Origin of the sequence: Paenibacillus silvestris (assembly GCF_009882985.1) — a bacterium.
GTDB classification, from domain to species: Bacteria; Bacillota; Bacilli; order Paenibacillales; family NBRC-103111; genus Paenibacillus_E; species Paenibacillus_E silvestris.
Genome location: NZ_WTUZ01000010.1, coordinates 582,868 through 600,296, shown reverse-complemented (window position 1 = coordinate 600,296; position 17,429 = coordinate 582,868). Strand labels below are relative to the sequence as shown.

At 45.2% G+C, this 17,429-nt stretch carries 14 protein-coding genes and 1 other annotated feature; of the genes, 9 read left to right on the top strand and 5 right to left on the bottom strand.

The annotated features are described in order from the left end of the window. Positions 1–94: 94 nt before the first annotated feature. The 3 genes from GQF01_RS06200 (at position 95) to GQF01_RS06190 (ending at position 2,481) form a co-directional block, all read left to right on the top strand. The gene (locus tag GQF01_RS06200) at positions 95–502 is read left to right on the top strand and encodes a hypothetical protein (RefSeq protein ID WP_161405948.1); all 408 of its coding nucleotides are present in this window, start codon (positions 95–97) and stop codon (positions 500–502) included. Between the two features lie 179 nt (positions 503–681). After that, positions 682–1,686: a catabolite control protein A gene (gene ccpA / locus GQF01_RS06195; protein WP_161405947.1), complete on the top strand. Its 1,005-nt coding sequence runs from the start codon at positions 682–684 to the stop codon at positions 1,684–1,686. A gap of 93 nt (positions 1,687–1,779) precedes the next feature. After that, positions 1,780–2,481: a 5'-methylthioadenosine/adenosylhomocysteine nucleosidase gene (locus GQF01_RS06190; RefSeq protein ID WP_161405946.1), complete on the top strand. Its 702-nt coding sequence runs from the start codon at positions 1,780–1,782 to the stop codon at positions 2,479–2,481. Positions 2,482–2,850: 369 nt separating this feature from the next. Here GQF01_RS06190 and GQF01_RS06185 read toward each other — a convergent pair whose 3' ends face one another. Both GQF01_RS06185 and GQF01_RS06180 read right to left on the bottom strand, forming a co-directional pair. Next, the gene (locus GQF01_RS06185; protein WP_161405945.1) at positions 2,851–4,038 is read right to left on the bottom strand and encodes an acetoin utilization protein AcuC; all 1,188 of its coding nucleotides are present in this window, start codon (positions 4,036–4,038) and stop codon (positions 2,851–2,853) included. A 68-nt stretch (positions 4,039–4,106) separates the two neighbouring features. Continuing rightward, complete coding sequence (locus GQF01_RS06180) at positions 4,107–4,745, bottom strand: GNAT family N-acetyltransferase (RefSeq protein WP_161405944.1); 639 nt, start codon at positions 4,743–4,745, stop codon at positions 4,107–4,109. 221 nt (positions 4,746–4,966) lie between these two features. Here GQF01_RS06180 and acsA point away from each other — a divergent pair, with 221 nt between their 5' ends. Then, positions 4,967–6,691, top strand: a complete 1,725-nt coding sequence (gene acsA, locus GQF01_RS06175) for an acetate--CoA ligase (RefSeq protein ID WP_161405943.1) — start codon at positions 4,967–4,969, stop codon at positions 6,689–6,691. Positions 6,692–6,734: 43 nt separating this feature from the next. On the opposite strand, the gene GQF01_RS06170 is transcribed toward acsA, so the two are convergent. Continuing rightward, the gene (locus GQF01_RS06170; RefSeq protein WP_161405942.1) at positions 6,735–9,836 is read right to left on the bottom strand and encodes a transglycosylase domain-containing protein; all 3,102 of its coding nucleotides are present in this window, start codon (positions 9,834–9,836) and stop codon (positions 6,735–6,737) included. A 128-nt stretch (positions 9,837–9,964) separates the two neighbouring features. After that, positions 9,965–10,243: a binding site (T-box leader), on the top strand. Positions 10,244–10,293: 50 nt separating this feature from the next. Between GQF01_RS06170 and tyrS the strand changes: the two genes are divergently transcribed. Next, positions 10,294–11,553: a tyrosine--tRNA ligase gene (gene tyrS / locus GQF01_RS06165; protein WP_161405941.1), complete on the top strand. Its 1,260-nt coding sequence runs from the start codon at positions 10,294–10,296 to the stop codon at positions 11,551–11,553. A gap of 46 nt (positions 11,554–11,599) precedes the next feature. On the opposite strand, the gene rpsD is transcribed toward tyrS, so the two are convergent. Then, positions 11,600–12,199: a 30S ribosomal protein S4 gene (gene rpsD / locus GQF01_RS06160; protein ID WP_145656736.1), complete on the bottom strand. Its 600-nt coding sequence runs from the start codon at positions 12,197–12,199 to the stop codon at positions 11,600–11,602. Positions 12,200–12,550: 351 nt separating this feature from the next. Here rpsD and GQF01_RS06155 point away from each other — a divergent pair, with 351 nt between their 5' ends. The 4 genes from GQF01_RS06155 (at position 12,551) to GQF01_RS06140 (ending at position 16,162) form a co-directional block, all read left to right on the top strand. After that, positions 12,551–14,539, top strand: coding sequence for a sensor domain-containing diguanylate cyclase (locus GQF01_RS06155; protein ID WP_235959040.1), 1,989 nt, complete (start codon positions 12,551–12,553; stop codon positions 14,537–14,539). 285 nt (positions 14,540–14,824) lie between these two features. Next, on the top strand, positions 14,825–15,391 hold the full coding sequence (locus GQF01_RS06150) for a TVP38/TMEM64 family protein (RefSeq protein ID WP_235959028.1): 567 nt from the start codon (positions 14,825–14,827) through the stop codon (positions 15,389–15,391). Positions 15,392–15,503: 112 nt separating this feature from the next. Beyond that, positions 15,504–15,752 carry an HPr family phosphocarrier protein gene (locus GQF01_RS06145; RefSeq protein ID WP_127452161.1) on the top strand — a complete coding sequence of 83 codons (249 nt, stop codon included), beginning with the start codon at positions 15,504–15,506 and terminating at the stop codon, positions 15,750–15,752. Positions 15,753–15,874: 122 nt separating this feature from the next. Then, entirely contained in the window at positions 15,875–16,162 is a 288-nt protein-coding gene (locus GQF01_RS06140; RefSeq protein ID WP_028558177.1) for a YlaN family protein, read from the top strand. 56 nt (positions 16,163–16,218) lie between these two features. On the opposite strand, the gene cax is transcribed toward GQF01_RS06140, so the two are convergent. Then, a complete protein-coding gene (gene cax, locus GQF01_RS06135; RefSeq protein ID WP_161405939.1) occupies positions 16,219–17,265 on the bottom strand; it encodes a calcium/proton exchanger in 1,047 nt (348 codons plus the stop codon). Positions 17,266–17,429: the final 164 nt, after the last annotated feature.

Below are 17,429 nucleotides of genomic sequence, written 5' to 3'. Positions count from 1 at the left end.
ACTCTTCTTTCGGCAGGAAATCGTATAGAATCGTAGAATATCTTTATTACAAGAAATTCATGTTCATGCCGCCTGCCAGTGAAGGAGTGTTAGAATGCAAAAGTTTTGTAAGTGCGGACGCACGATGAACCTTCGTCTGCGTACGGTTATTTATCAAAGTAAAGTCGATATTGAAAATGTACCTATTTATTCATGTGAGGCTTGTGGGCGAAGTGAAGTTGTTCCTCATGTTAAACCCGAGCTTACCGGTTTAATCGGCAAGCTGGGGAGTAAGCCTGAGAAACAGCAGTTGTTTTTTCATGAGCTATCGGAAGTGGCTTTCTTGCTGCTCAAGGTAACCGAGAAAGAACATATGAACGATTCCATGGAAAAGATTGTAGAAGAACGTATTAATGAGCTTCTGGACATCTTACTGCTGGCACAATCGCTTGGTGACGAGCCGTGGGCAGAAGAAATTCGCAAACGGCTATCTCAGATCACGCAGAGCGCAATTTCGACATAAGCAGGATGCGGCCAATCCCTTGCGGATTGGCTTTTGTACATATTTGTACAACTTTTGAAAACAAAATGAAATTATTTTCAAAGTATTTTCATTTTTCATTGCAAGATGGATTAATTTGTCGTATCATAACGGTAATATACTAGGCTCGCAGAATACTTTTGAAAATGGAGAGAGTAACCGTGACCGTAACCATTTATGATGTAGCTAGAGAAGCAGGCGTATCCATGGCAACCGTTTCCAGGGTTGTAAACAACAATCCGAACGTGAAGCCGCAAACGCGCAAGAAGGTTTTTGAAGCCATTGAACGTCTCGGCTACCGCCCTAATGCGGTGGCAAGAGGATTGGCAAGCAAGAAAACGACAACCGTTGGTGTCGTCATTCCCGATATTTCGAACTCAATTTTCGCAGAAGTGGCACGCGGAATTGAAGATATTGCGAATATGTATCATTACAATATTATTTTGTGTAATGCGGATAAGAAGAAGGAAAAAGAAATTCGAGTCATTAACACGCTTTTGGAAAAACAAGTCGATGGCTTGCTCTTCATGGGTGGCGTGGTGACAGAAGATCACATTCAAGCTTTCCGTACCTCTTCCGTTCCCGTTGTATTGTGTGGAACGAAGGATGAGGCACAAACGATGGCTTCCGTGGATATCGATCATGAGAAAGCTGCATTCGATGCGGTTAACGTGTTAATCGCAGCTGGACATCGCGACATCGCAATGATTTCCGGAACGCTGCATGATCCAGCTAATGGATTCGCGCGCTATCAAGGGTACAAGAGAGCCCTCGATGAAGCAGGAATTGAGCTGCGCGATGAGTATGTTCGTATCGGCAACTATCGATATGAATCCAGTGTCGACGCTGTTAAATATTTCTTGGAGCTTTCACCTCGTCCAACCGCAATTTTCTCGGCAACAGACGAAATGGCGATTGGCGCCATTCACACGATTCAAGATAGCGGACTTAAAGTACCGCAAGATATCGCTGTAATCAGTGTAGATAACATTCGCATGGCTTCCATGGTAAGACCTACACTTACGACAGTTGCCCAACCGATGTATGATATCGGAGCAGTGTCGATGCGTCTACTGACGAAGTTGATGAACAAAGAATCAACAGATAACATGCAGGTCATTTTGCCGCATGAAGTAATTAACCGTAACTCTGTTACGCAAGCCTAGTGAACTTAAGCCTCTAAGCGAGCTATTCCTTTCGAGGATGACGCCGCTTAGAGGTTTTCTCCTTTATACATAACTGAAATGAGGATCGATGACATGACTTGGAATAAACTTGCACTAATCGGTGCGATGAATGAAGAAATTGAACTGCTTGTTGCGCATATGTCGAATGTGCGTGAAACGGTGAAAGCGGGAATTACCTTCAGAGAAGGGACGTATTTCGGAAAAGAAGTCGTCGTATGCCGCACTGGCGTAGGGAAGGTTAACGCTGCCGTAACCACTCAAATTTTGATTGATAAATTTGGTGTTGAAGCTGTTATATTTACAGGTGTTGCTGGCGCATTGGATCCTGAACTGAACATCGGTGATCTTGTTGTTTCCAGTGAATGCATGCAGCATGATATGGATGTTACACCGCTCGGTTTCGCGCGAGGCATCATTCCATATGAGGCGAAATCTATTTTTGAAGCAGACAGCAAGCTGGTGGAGTTGGCGGTTGCTTCGGGTGAGAAGCTCTTTGCTGGTAAAGTGAAAAAGGGGAGAGTACTCTCCGGCGACCAGTTTATTGCTAGCCGTGAAGTAGTAGCTAGCCTTAATACGGAGCTTGGCGGCGTTTGTGTGGAAATGGAAGGGGCATCCGTTGCACAGGTTTGTTCCATGAATGCAATTCCATACGTCGTGCTTCGCTCGATGTCTGATAAAGCAGATGGCTCTGCTCATGTGAACTTTGGGGAGTTCACGGTTCAAGCATCTGAGAATTCTTATAAGATGGTTGAGGATATTGTGAAGCAGCTGTGAGAGACTGAAGCTGAAGAGTTAGCTGGGCAATAGGGATGAACGTATAGGGGAATTATCGTTGGGCCAATAGTGAATGCCAACTGGTGACGTTATCGGGAACTATGCTCCCTTATTTATGCAATAATCAACGATTATGCCAATCAGAGGGAACTCTGTTCCTCTATTCATAGCTTTCTCAGGCGGATAGGTGGTATCGGCAACGCTTAAGACCCTGTAGTTCCTCAGCGAACCTGAAAATAGCCTATTCGAATTAAATAGCGTATTGTAGTTACTCTATTTGAAAGCTGCTAGCGGAAGGTAGCCTGTTTAAACGGGAACATGCAAAAAAAGAGTTAAGCAGGTATACCTTGCTTAACTCTTTTTTGCATCCTATTTCAAATACATCATAGAAAGATCCTTCGTTTGTCGGTTCTTTTCTGTTATGACCTGGCGCCTCGGAATCGGCGCCCAAGCATCCACAGGGTCCAGCCACGTATTCACGAGCTGGACCGGGCTCTTGCTCTGCCAGGCGTCCAGCCACGCCTGGGGAAGCTCCAGCTGCGGCTGCGCCGCCAGCTGGGGCAAAACAGCCTGCTCGCTCATCGCGAGCCAGAGCAGGCTCCAAGCCCGTGGTACGACACGCCAGATGTCGTACCCACCGCCCCCGAGCGCAACCCACCGCCCTTCGCACCATTGGTGCGCAAGGGAGTGGATGAGCTCGGGCATAGCCTTGTACACGCGCATGGAGCAGTGCACATGCGCGAGCGGGTCGAACGCATGGGCGTCGCACCCATGCTGCGAGATAATGATGTCCGGCTGGAAGCGGGCAATCGTCTCGGTTAGCACCTCGCCGAAGCATTCCAGCCACGATTCATCCTCGGTGTAAGGTTCCATCGGGACGTTAATGCTTGTTCCGAACGCGTCGCCTTCTCCGCGTTCGTTCACGGCTCCCGTACCGGGGAAAAGAAATTTCCCCGTCTCATGAATGGACAGCGTGCATACCTGGGGATCGGCGTAGAAGCTCCACTGTACGCCATCCCCATGATGCACGTCCGTGTCGACGTACAGCACCTTCGCGCCGTACGTCTCTTTGGCGTGCGCAATCGCCGCTGAAGCGTCGTTGTAGACGCAGAAGCCCGCGCCTTTGCTTTGCAGCGCGTGGTGCAGCCCGCCGCCCAGATGAAGGGCGTGCGGGGCTTGCCCGGACATTACCAGGTCTACTGCGGTAATGGAACCGCCAACAATCTTCGCCGTGATGTCATGCATCCCGGGGAAGAAAGGCGTGTCATCGGTATCGAGTCCGAAGCGTGCCGCTTCTTTGACCCAACGTTCCTCTGGCACGGAAGCGCTAAGCGCTTTCACAGCTTCGATGTAAGCCGGTGCGTGAACCCGCAGCAGCTCGTTGTCTGTGGCAACGCGAGGCGAACATAGCGCGCTGTCTGGAAGCGCACCGGCTTTGCGAAGCAGATCGACCGTCATGACAAGCCGGTCTTGATTAAAAGGGTGATTCTCATTGAATTTATACTGAATTTCTTCGTCATCATAGATAAAGACAGGATTTGATGCCTTCTTGTTCATATCCCACATTCCCCCGAATGAGCTAACATGCGTGCCTGAAGCCTTAGAAATCCAAAGATTCGTCTGTCTTAGTACATGAATCGCTGTTGAAAGCGAATACGATCAAACTGCTCTATGGAAGATATAGGAACTTGCTTGCCTATACGAACCATTAAACAATTGGCTGGGTGCGAACAGATCTCAGGATCATCCGTAGCGAACCAGATCATATCGACGCTTTTCATTAACTTCTCCATCATTTGCCGGTATTCCCAAACGGTGAGCTTGCTATTTTCCAAGTCCCAATGCCAATAATACTCTGTAGTAAAGCATATGACATTCTCCATCTGTTCGTCCTCGAAAGCAAGGCGAATCATCCGTTTGCCGAGCCCCATTGTGCGATAGTCATCCGCAACTTCTATAGCACCGAGCTCTATTAAATCTTGCATATGTCCTTGTGACCACCGCTCAATTTCATCTGGATAATGGAAGGTGACATAACCGACAATGGTAGTGCCGTCTCTGGCTATGATGATTCGGCCTTCCGGTAATTCTGCAATTTCAACTAGTGCTTCCAGTTGTTCCTTAGGTCTGCGGAAGGCATCTAATTTGTTATGCATGATGAGACTCTTCAAGCTGTCAGAAGAAACAGGACCTTCTATCATAATTTCTGGTTGATCGGGAGCTGCGCGCAAGCGAGATGAGTGATATATTTTGGTATGCTGCATAATCTTAGCTCTCCTTTTGAAAAACAGCATGATGAGTGATTCCTTTTCCGTTCGGTCATAGTCCCTTTATACCAAATTTTATTTGGAAATAAAAGCGAACTTAGGCGTAGGCGAAAAATTCTTCGTGTGATATAATAGAATATGTCAAAAATCGATCACATTTTGCTCGAAAACATCAGTAAAATGAAAGCGGTTTATCTCGTGAGGAGGGTTTTACGTACATGGATCAAATGAAAGTTGAACTCGTTGAAGCGGTAGCTGCAAATCCTAATATGAAAAATTATGAGGAAACACACGCTAATTTTGACTGGAAAGACATCGAAAAGAGCTTCTCTTGGTACGAAACTGGCAAAGTGAATATGGCTTATGAAGCTATAGATCGACATGCTGAATCATCGAGGAAAGATAAAGTTGCTCTGTATTACAGCGACAATCAAAGAGAAGAAGCTGTAACATTTGGACAGATGAAAGACAGATCCAATCAATTCGGTAATGTGCTTCGTGGTCTTGGTATCGGCAAAGGTGAGCGCGTCTTTATTTTCATGCCACGTACGCCTGAGCTGTACTATGCTTTGCTTGGAACACTGAAAGTTGGAGCTGTTGTAGGGCCTTTGTTTGAAGCTTTTATGGAAACTGCTGTGAAAGATCGTCTGGAAGATAGTGAAGCTGTTGCGATTGTGACGACGCCAAGCTTGCTTTCCCGGGTTCCTTCGAGTGAACTTCCTAACCTGAAACACATCATTGTAGTTGGTGAAAATGTGGAGCCTGCAGAAGGCCATGTTGATTTCTACAAAGAGATGGAAAAGGCTTCAACTGATCTTGAAATCGAGTGGTTGGACCGTGAGGATGGACTCATTATTCATTATACATCGGGTTCAACAGGCAAGCCGAAAGGTGTTTTCCACGTACAGAATGCAATGATTCAACATTATTATACGGGTAAAATCGTACTGGATCTCCAGGAAGACGATATTTACTGGTGTACAGCTGATCCAGGCTGGGTAACAGGAACTTCTTACGGCATTTTTGCTCCATGGTTGAATGGGGCTACGAATGTAATCCGTGGTGGGCGTTTTAGTCCTCAAGATTGGTACAATACGCTGCAAAAATATAAAGTAACCGTTTGGTACAGCGCACCGACAGCCTTCCGCATGTTGATGGGCGCAGGTGATGATGTTGTCTCCGGTTTCGATCTTTCTTCGCTTCGCCATGTGCTGAGCGTTGGTGAGCCATTAAATCCGGAAGTCGTTCGTTGGGGACTCAAAGTGTACAACCAACGGATTCATGACACGTGGTGGATGACCGAAACAGGTGGACAACTCATCTGTAACTATCCATCCATGACGATTAAGCCGGGTTCCATGGGACGTCCGATTCCGGGCGTTGAAGCGGCTATTATTGATGATGCAGGGAATGTCTTACCTCCGAACCGGATGGGGAATCTAGCCATCAAGACACCATGGCCGTCAATGATGCGCAAGATTTGGAACAATCCTTCCAAATATGAAGAGTATTTCAGATTGACAGGCTGGTACGTATCTGGTGATTCAGCTTATCAGGATGAAGAAGGATACTTCTGGTTCCAAGGCCGCGTTGATGATGTAATTAACACGGCTGGTGAGCGGGTAGGTCCATTCGAGGTTGAGAGCAAGCTTGTTGAGCATCCTGCGGTCGCAGAAGCAGGGGTAATTGGCAAGCCTGATCCGATGCGTGGCGAAATCATCAAAGCGTTCATCGCGCTACGTGAAGGCTTCACACCATCGGATGAGCTGAAAGCGGACATATCCAAATTTGTGAAAGAGGGGCTTTCTGCCCACGCTGCTCCACGTGAAATTGAATTCAAAGACAAGCTGCCGAAGACGCGCAGCGGCAAAATTATGCGCCGTGTCCTCAAAGCTTGGGAGCTTAATCTCCCAACAGGTGACTTATCCACGATTGAAGACTAATAGAAAAGAACCTAGCGATGATCATCATCGCTAGGTTCTTTTTTTAGTCATTATAGGCAATGGAAGCAGATGCTTTGGACTCACCTGAGTCATTGACAGCTGTTACTTTGTAGAAGCCATTGTAAGCCGCTGCATAATAATGAAATTCTGTGCCGCCGTCTACCGAGCCGAGCTTGGTATAGGTGCCTTTTTCCTTATTGCTATAGTAGACGTTGTATTTCTTGACTTTCTCTTTCGAAGCATTTGCTTTCCAAGAGAGCGCAATGCCTGCTCCGTCTGCTTTGGCTTTAAGTCCAGTTGGAGCGCCTGGTGCATCTTTCACTGGGGTAGATGGCGGTTCAGTTGTGCCAGCAGGTGAATTGGTTGAGCCAGGAACTTGTGTGCCCTCTTCAGAGGGGACGAATAGGGAATCAAGCGAGCTTCCGTCGGTATAGGCCGAACGACTTGGTACGGATTCTTTACCGGCAACATCGACAGCAGTCACGTAGTATCCCATTAAACTTGATGCAGGAATTGTATCAACAAACTTTGCATCCGCCCCGGCCAAAACAACCTTGCCGCCTAATAGTTGGAACTTGCCGCGGTTATCTGAGCGATAGATGCGGTAACCAACGATATCCGCGTTCGTGCTTGGTTGGAATGTAATGGAGGCTGTTTCTCCGGACTTCGTTGCTGTTATGTTCGTTGGAGCGGATGGCTCTTTGCCGTCATCAACCCTTGGGTCTGTTTCTGAAGGAGCATCGTCATCATAATCGGTCGGTTTGTAATTATCGATTGACTTTCTGCTCTTCTCAGGAAGCTTGTTCATAGCATCTTGGACCTCTTTGAGCAGTTGGGAAATCGATTTTTGCCGTTTAATAACCGTTTTTTCTTGAACGAAATCTGCCGGCGTTTGATCCTGTGCCATGTAATTCAAGCCGTTATAGGAGCTGATTTTCATCCGCACCATGACATTGTCGACTTCCGTAGGCACATATTTTTTGTTGAAAATATCAGTCACTTGAAGGTTCGAACTCATCGTTAATTCGCTTGGCAGCTTGCCAGACAAGCTGGACACGGTAGCTGACACGATACCATCAGGTTTGGCGAACGTTTTGGTAGGGAAGAGCTCAGGTTTCTGTTCAATCGTCTTATTCATGATTAAGGCCCAAACATCTTTGGCGTGATTCGTTTGCAGCGTTTTGGCAGAGAGCTTATTAATCGGCTGGTCATAGCCAATCCAAACGCCCACAGTAATGTCCGGTGTAAAGCCCATGAACCATGCATCGGCATCATCTTGAGTAGAACCTGTTTTACCTGAAATCTCGATCTTGCCGTAAGACTTATATTTCTTCATTAAATCGGTAGCCGTACCTTGGCTAATTACCGTTTTCATCATATCCGTAATTAGATAGGCACTTTGTGGGGAATAGACTTGTGTTGCCTTTTGATCATGTGAATATATAACTTGACCGTTCGAATCTTTGATTTCACGGATCATGAATGTTTCATTGTATTGTCCTTTGTTCGGAATAGAAGCGTAGGCTCCTGTCAATTCTCTGACAGAGGTACCGCGACTTAGCCCGCCAATTACGCCGGTTTGCGCGTAGTAATCTTCTTTTTGAATCGAAGTGATCCCCAGCTTTTTCGCAAAATCCCAGGCGTCGTTAATACCGACTTTATTCAAAAAGATATCAATAGCAGGGATGTTGTAAGACTGGTTCAATGCTTTTCTGGCTGTCATCAATCCGTGGAACTTATGATCCCAGTTCTCTGGCAGATGGAAGCCTTTGACGCCGTCTTTTAGAATAATTGGAATGTCATCCACAATACTTGCCGGTTGAACAGCTCCTTTTTCTAAGGCAGGAATGTATGCGGCGATAGGCTTCATGGTTGAACCAGGCTGTCTATACGCTTGTGTAGCGTGATTCAGCTGTTCGTCGAAGAAGTTCCGCCCTTCGATCATTCCCTTGATGGCACCAGACTTAGAGTCAATCATAATCGCGCCAACTTGCTCAATGCCTTTTTTGTCATCGGTTGGGGCAAAGTTTTTATCGTTGCTTGAGATTTCGTGCATGGAATCATAAATGGTTTTGTCGATTGTCGTATAAATTTGATAACCGCCGCGTAACAGCTGGGTATGTATGCCTTTCAAAGCTTCATTATAAGCGGCCTGATTTTTGGTTGGATCAAGGTCTGGCTTTTGAATTTTCAGCAAAATGTCGGCTGCTTCCTTTTCCGTCTCAATCATCAGATACGGATAGGTTGTGTAAGCTTTTTGAGCCGCAGATGGCATAGACGCTTTAAGATCAAATTTGATGGCAGTTTGATATTGTTCATTCGTTATTTTTTCTTCTTCCAGCATTCGTTTCAGCACAAGTTGTTGCCGGACAACAGCCTTTTTGAAGCCATCTTCATCAAACTCCGGTTTACTTGTAAATGCGGAGTACTGAGAAGGGGATTGCGGTAGTCCAGCTAGATAGGCTGCTTGGGCTACATTAAGCTTGCTTAGATCATCAATGTCGAACAGACCTTTTGCAGCAGCTTTAATCCCATATAGGTTGTAACCTGTTGAGCCATTCCCGTAAGGAATTTTGTTCAGATAGGCGAGCAAAATCTCATCTTTGGACATAAGGCGTTCCATTCGCAGGGCGAGCAGCAGCTCTCTTGCTTTACGGCCATCATCTCGATCAAGCGTTAAGAATACCCGTCTGGCGAGTTGCTGCGTAATCGTACTTCCTCCGGTTTGGACTTCTTCATTGAGCAACTTCTGCGTGACGGCCCGATAAAGCCCGCGGAAATCGATTCCGTGATGCTTGTTGAAGTCTTTGTCTTCAATTGAAAGAACAGCATCTAACAAAACTTGCGGAATATCATCCAATTGAGCAAGACGCCTGTCTTCTTCGGTTCGCAATTGCCCAATGACGGTATCGTCATTAAAGTAAGCGAAGCCGGTTACGGCATTTTCCTGCATCTGCTGGCGAATGGCTTCTTCGCTGCGGACAGGATCTTTCTTAACCAGTGCACTGACATATCCAAATGCCGCGGAGCCGCCAACGATTCCTGCTAAAAAGACAGAAATGAGCGTCCATTTTAACGTGATTCCTATTACTTTGAAGGTCGTTCTTACCCAAGGGCGATTCATTTTGGCGAAAAAATTGCGCATAAGTTCCAATATCCTCCTTACATGAACCCTAATAGTATACCATAATTGCCCTGCTAGCGGTAATGATGTGTCGAAGAAAGGTGGTTGCATCGTTTGACAATGGCCGGAAATCTATGATATAAATTGAATCAAATGCGTAGATTGATCAGCAGTAGGTAGCTTGTGGATGCTTTCAGAGAGCCGGTGGAGGGTGCGAACCGGTACCTGCAGGTTAGTGAATTACGGTCAGGAGCAGTAAATAGGAACATACAGCAACAGAAGCTGTATTAGTAGTATTTACCGATTAAACCCCGTTACAGGTTCTTGAGTGAAAATAGTTAGCCGTACACGGATGATTTTCCTATAGATGTACGTAACTGCTGTTTTAATTAGGGTGGTACCGCGAGTCAAGTCTTCTCGTCCCTTGTGGATAAGAAGGCTTTTTTGTATGCCCACATAACAAAGGAGATGGATGAATATGTCGATTTTGAAGGATTTGGAGTTTCGTGGATTGCTTCATCAAATTACGGACCGCGAGGGCTTGGACAAGAAGCTAAGCGAAGAGCGAGTCGTGCTGTACTGCGGATTTGATCCGACAGCGGATAGTCTGCACATCGGTAGTTTGCTGCCTATTTTAACTTTGCGTCGCTTTCAATTAGCAGGTCACGTTCCTCTGGCGCTCGTAGGGGGAGGCACGGGGTTGATTGGCGACCCAAGCGGCAAAGCGAATGAGAGAACCCTGAATGGGCCAGAGACGGTTGAAGCGTGGTCGCAAAGCATTAAAGATCAGCTATCTAGATTTTTGGACTTTTCATCAGCTATCGAAAATAGCGCGGAGCTGGTCAACAATTATGATTGGCTTGGGTCCCTGAACGTTATTGAATTCTTGCGCGATGTAGGTAAAAATTTTACGGTGAACTACATGCTTGCTAAGGATTCCGTTGATTCAAGGATTACAAAAGGGATTTCTTTTACGGAATTCAGTTACATGATCCTGCAGTCTTACGATTTCTTGAAGCTGAACGAAACCAAAAACTGTTCTTTGCAAATTGGTGGAAGCGACCAGTGGGGCAACATCACAGCCGGCCTTGAGCTTATTGGCAAAACGACGGAGAGCAGAGCTTACGGCGTAACATTACCGCTTGTGACCAAAAGTGACGGACAAAAATTCGGTAAAACAGAAGGCGGAGCGATTTGGCTGGATGCAAACAAAACATCCCCTTACCAGTTCTACCAATTCTGGCTAGGCACGGCAGACAATGATGTTATTCGCTTCCTGAAGTATTTCACTTTTATTAGCCACGAGGAAATTGAGCGCTTAGAAGTTGAAGTGCAAACACAGCCGGAGAAGAGAGAAGCGCAGAAATTGCTTGCTCGTGAAGTAACGAAGCTTGTGCATGGGGGAGACGCTCTAGAAAGCGCGATTAATATTACAGCGGCCTTATTCAGCGGCAATATCCAAGAACTATCTCGCACAGAGATTGAAGAAGCCTTTAAGGATGTTCCATCTTCGACCGTAGAACAAGAGGATGTGGCTTTGATAGATCTGCTTATTTCCGTAGGGGCTGCACCGTCCAAACGCCAAGCTCGCCAAGATATTGAAAGCGGAGCTGTGACAGTTAACGGGGTCAAAATAACAGAGCTTGATGCGGTTGCCAAAGATCTGGGCAGGCTCGGAGAGTCTTACATCGTTATTCGCCGCGGCAAAAAGAACTACTATCTTGCGCAGTTTAAATAGAGACAAAAAAAACCCCTTAGGGAAATCCCTGAGGGGTTTAGTTTTATTAACGGCTGTAGAACTCGACGATTTGTTTCTCGTCAATTTCTTGTGGAAGCTCAGCGCGCTCTGGCAAACGGATGTATTTGCCTTCTACTGCTGCATCGTTGAACTCAAGGTAAGTTGGCAAGTGGTTACGGTTAGCAATAGCTTCTTTCACTGCGGAAAGACCTTTGCTTCTTTCGCGAAGCGCGATAACGTCACCTGTAGATACGATGTAAGAAGCGATATCTACTTTTTTGCCGTTCACAGTTACGTGACCGTGGGAAACAAGTTGACGTGCGCCTGCACGAGAGTTGGAAAGACCAAGACGGTAAACCAAGTTGTCCAAACGGCTCTCAAGCAAGATCATGAAGTTCTCACCGGAAATACCTTTAAGTTTGGAAGCTTTATCAAACAAGTTGCGGAATTGCTTCTCGTTCAAGCCGTACATGTGACGAAGTTTTTGTTTTTCATTTAATTGAACGCCGTAACCGCTCATTTTTTTACGTTGTCCTGGGCCATGTTGACCTGGAGGGAATGGGCGTTTCATGTCTTTGCCGTTACCACTTAAAGAGATACCAACGCGGCGGCTTAATTTGAACTTAGGTCCTGTATAACGTGACATTTAGGAAAAACTCCTTCTTTTTAACAAATAGTTTAGTAGATAGCATCTAGATGTCAGGGTGAAGACAAGTGCCTGTTTTTGCTTACGAACCATAATGTGATTCCCTGACAAGAGTAGTTCAGCCGCTGTCTTGGCAGGAGCAAAAGCAGTGAGGGTGATCACAAATGGCATTCACCGAAATCATGTTGTTACTCGACTTCTAATTTTATTAAAAAGCGGGGCAAGTGTCAAGTCTCAATCCGTTAGAACAAATTGAAAATGTCGTGCAATAACAGTCGAAAAATAGTATGATAAATGAGGTAACATTTAGCCTGGATCAAAAGGACTATAGTTTGTTAGTGAGGAGAGCCTATGAGTGAACCACTTCGTAGTATGAAACAACATAGCCAGGCAGAGCACTTCGAAGAGTTTCTTCGCCAAGGACTTGTTCTTTCTAGCAACTTTTCCTATGGAGAATTCAATGCTGATCAAGCGCTGCAAGATGCGTTTGAGTATTGGGTTTATCAATTTGGACAAGCGATGCTACCGCACCAAACCGCACTGTTGTGCGTAAATAGGGATCTTCGTGTCATGAATGCCTGTTTAAATAAAGCCCCGTTTATGGATGAATACTCGCAAACAGGCATGTCTTGGGACAAGGCTGAGCGGGAGGACAATCCTCTAGCAAGGTGTTTAGCAATTCCCCAATTACATGTAATGACTGGCGAAGAAATGAACATTTCTAGGCAGAATTCTATTACAGCTGCCGCCATTCCGATCTTGGACCCACAAAAACAACCCATTGCCTATCTGGGACTATTCTCCCATTTTCTTACAGAGCCTGACGGGCTTGCCCAATGGCTTTACACCTTATCGTTCTCCTTCCTTAGTTGTGTGCAAAGCATTGAGGATCGTCGCAGATACGACCAACTGCTGCTGCAGAATCATCAAAGAGAGCTTGATTTTAAAAAGCATGACATCTTGTTTGAGGCGTCAAAGAAGCTGCATGCCAAGATTGATGTCGACTCCGTGCTGACGGAGGCAATTGAATGCATGTACCGCGTATACCCTCATATTCAAGTTGATTTGCTGCTTTCACAAGACAATGATTCAACCAATCTGTCTGTCAAGCCATTGAATTTTCAAAGTATAGAGAATGATATATGTACACGTGCTTTCATGGAAAGCACTGTGGTCTTTGAACCGACTAAGGGCAGCGAAGGCCCAAGCACGGGCAAAGTAGCGGCGCCTTTATCCGGTAAACAGGGCGTGTACGGAGTCTTATATATGCAATTCGAGCATGATTTGATTACTGCGACCGATTTACAATTCATCTCATTGCTCGCGGATACGGCAGGTTCAGCATTTGAAAATGCGAAGCTGTATGAGCAGTCGAATGTCATGATTAATGAACTTCGTTTAATTAACGAAATCACCAAACAACTTAATCAGAGCTTGCGATTGAACGAAATTTTCAGTTCAGCTTCCAGTGAGATTTTAAGCATCTTCGGCGCTGATTTCTGCTGCATTTTACAAACAGATCATGATTCGGACAAATTAATTGTACAAGCAACGAATCTGCCTGCGTTATTCCATGAGACTTTTACGATGGATCAAGGCTTCTCCGGGCAAATCTACAGGACCAAAGAACCAGTTATCATTTCGGACTATCTGTCAACCAATAAGGTGAGATCGAAGACCATGCTGTTAAGTAACGCCAGGTCGCTCATCGGGTCGCCAATTTTGGTGAACGGCCGCGTAGAGGGCGTCATTCTTGTGGCGCATAGCAAGCCGAATTTCTTTTCTTATGATAATTATAAATTGCTGCAAGTGCTTTCCGGACACATTGGTTTGGCCATGACGAATGCCTCTTTGCATGCGGAAGTGAAACGGATGGTTATTACGGACAATTTAACCGGTCTCTATGCCCGTCACTACTTGGATGAGCAAGCGAATTTGTTGCAAAAGAAGGATTTCTGCGGCTCGTTAATCGTGGTAGATATCGACAATTTCAAACGTATTAATGATACGCATGGTCATCAAATCGGCGATAAAATATTGATTCAGGTGAGCCAAATTATTAAGACCTGTATTCGTGAGAGTGACATCGCCGCTAGATGGGGTGGAGAAGAGCTTGCCGTTTACTTGCCTCAGGTGGCCAAAGATCAGACGATTCGCATTGCAGAGCGCATACGTACGAGAGTCCTTAAAGAAACTAATCCGCAAGTTACAGTTTCCTGCGGGGTGTCGGATTGGAACTGGGAAGAGGATAAGATTAGTGTCGAATCTTTGTTCTATCGGGCAGATATGGCACTGTATCAAGCTAAAAATAGCGGGCGTAACCAAATTAAAGTTGGCTAACTCTCAGTACGAACCACTTGTCCTTGGATAGGTGGTTTTTGCTTTTCATAATGTTGCAAAATAGAGGGTAGACTAGCTTAAGACACGTACACTTTTGCCCGACTTTTCTCTTCTCGAACTAACGGTAACATGTTACAATGGTTTGGTTAAGGGAAGGATGGTCGAAATTTGTCAGTGGCTAACAGAAAGCGGATACTTACAATTCTAATTATTTTAGTTTTAGTCGTTTTTTTGGTTTATTTTTTCTTTTTTAACCCCATAGGTATTAAGCTCGCTCACAGCAATATGAGACAGCTGTCTGATCATTTGAGGGATCTTGGCTGGCCCGGCAAAATCATCGGAATGGCTTTGATAGTTGCTCAAACTTTTTTTCCCTTTATTCCGTTTGTGCTGGTAGCCGGGACGAATGTTGCGATCTTTGGGATTAAAGTAGGATTTCTCGTGAACTATATCATGTCCTGTTTAGGAGCAATTGCCTCTTTTTATTTTGCTCGTTATTATGGACATGCTTGGGTTGAGAAGAAATTAGAACGATTTCCGCTTGTTACTCAGTTCAGCCGCCGCATGGAGCAGCGTGGATTTATCTATGTGCTATTAGGCAGATTGATTCCGATTTTACCGTCATCGGCAATTAACTTTGCTGCAGGACTCACTAGAATACGGTTTACGCAATTTCTATGGGGCACATTAATTGGGAAACTTCCAATCGTTTTTTTAGAATCCATGATTGCTCACGATTTATTTCATTTTCACAAATATAAAGGAAGACTTCTCCTTTTGCTCGGTATTTTAGTCATTTTAATTCTTATAGGTAATGGCGTGAAGCGGGTGCTGGCACCCAAATCCAAATAGGAACTGTTGGAGAATGCAGGAAATTTTCTAGTTGCGCTTTGTCACCTATCCAAGTTATCATATAGAAAGCAAGGCGACCAACTCATACGTTAATTAAATGGAGGAATGAAATATGCCAAGTGCTAATAACGCCGCAATTGTTGAAATTTCACAAACAGCTAATAAATTTAGATCATCCATCGTTCTCCAATATGATAATAAGTATATCGATGTGAAAAGTATTTTGGGGTTGTTCACAACTCTACTTAGCTCCAGCAAATATGATTTGCATGTTCATGGTCCAGACGAGCAAGAAGCGAAAGTCGCTATGGCCGAAGTTTTCGCTAAGCATGACCTGGGAGTTAATGTTGTAGAAGACTAGTTTAGTGCCTAAAGAAGGTACTCTCAGAATCTCTGAGGGTACCTTCTCTTGTATATTGGAGCAATTTCGCTTAATATAGATACATATAAGGACGGATGACTATGCGTATAGGGGGAAGTGGAATGTCTTCATCTGATCTGTTGTTGGACATGAATCAAAAAGCGCTTAATCTTCTTCAAGAAGATGCAGATAAAATCGAAAAGCTGATCGAAGTACAAATGGAAAATTTGACAACACGTCAATGCCCGTTGTATGAAGAGGTTCTAGATACGCAAATGTACGGTCTGTCTAGAGAAATTGATTTTGCCATTCGTGCGGGACTTATTTCCGAGATGCCAGGCAAGCAAATTCTCAATAAGCTTGAACGTAACCTTGCTCAGCTATATGAAGCGCTGAATAACAAAAAGTAACCCATCATGCGGGTTACTTTTTTTGTTATGCGTATGTAGAGAGAGTTAACTGAACGTTAGACGAGGAAGAATACGACGCCAAGGATGATGTAGACAAAGAGCAGGAGGAGACCTTCATACCAATTGGTTGAGCCATCCTGTGTGATCGATTTGGTTATGAAGACGGCTACCCCGATGGCGGCTATCTCATAGGTCGTGAATACGATATTCATTGGCGTGCCGCTCATGATGAAGCTGATCAACACGAGCACTGGAGCTACGAATAGCGCAATTTGTAAGGAGCTGCCGATGGCAATTTCGACGGCTGCGCCCATTTTATTTTTCATCGCCATCATAACGGCTGCACTGTGTTCGGCTGCGTTTCCGATAATCGCTACGAGGAAGGCTCCGACGAAAAGCTCAGAGAATCCGAATTTGTGAGTAACTTCATCTAAGGTGCCGACTAGCCACTCGCTCGTGAAAGCAACCATGACAGTGGATAGAACCAGGAAGAGAATGGAGGTTGATTTGGACCAAGCAGCCTCTCCGTGCTCAATTGCTTCATCAGAAAGTACGCTTTTGTGAGTAACCATGGAGAACAGAAGCCAGAGCAGGTAGGCGGCTATTAGTATAATCGATACAATCATGCTCATATTGGATGTCTCATTCGTCGTTAAGCCTCCTGAGAAAATCGCAGGAATGAAAAGCGCCACGACGCCTAGGATCATCAAGGACGAATTGTGAGAAGCCAGCTTTACGTTAAACGTCTGCTCTTTGAATTTGAGTCCGCCTGCAAAAATACTAAGTCCGAGTACCAGCAGGAGATTCCCGATGATAGCCCCGGTAAGGCTGGCCTTAACGATATCGTACAAGCCGTCCTTCACAAGAAAGATGGCAATGATTAGCTCGGCTGCGTTACCAAACGTGGCGTTAAGGAATCCACCAACCCGTTCGCCTGCATAATGGGCCACGCTTTCAGTCGCTTTGCCTAGGAACCCAGCGACGAAGATAATCGCGATACAGGCAATGACGAATTGCAGGGTTGTATCCATATGCGCGTAGTGCGCAATCCCTGTCAATACAAAAGAAATGATTAAACCCGCATAAAACAATTTTCCTTTCAATGTACACCCTCCGACTCTTGAAATATTGGTACTTTTTTACTTCTTTTTACTATACCCACTTTGCCTGATAAAGTAAATTCGATTTGGACATTTGCAGCAGTTCTTGCTTTCATCTATTGAACTTATTACAATAGATTTATACCAGAGTGGAGAAGTTTGGCATT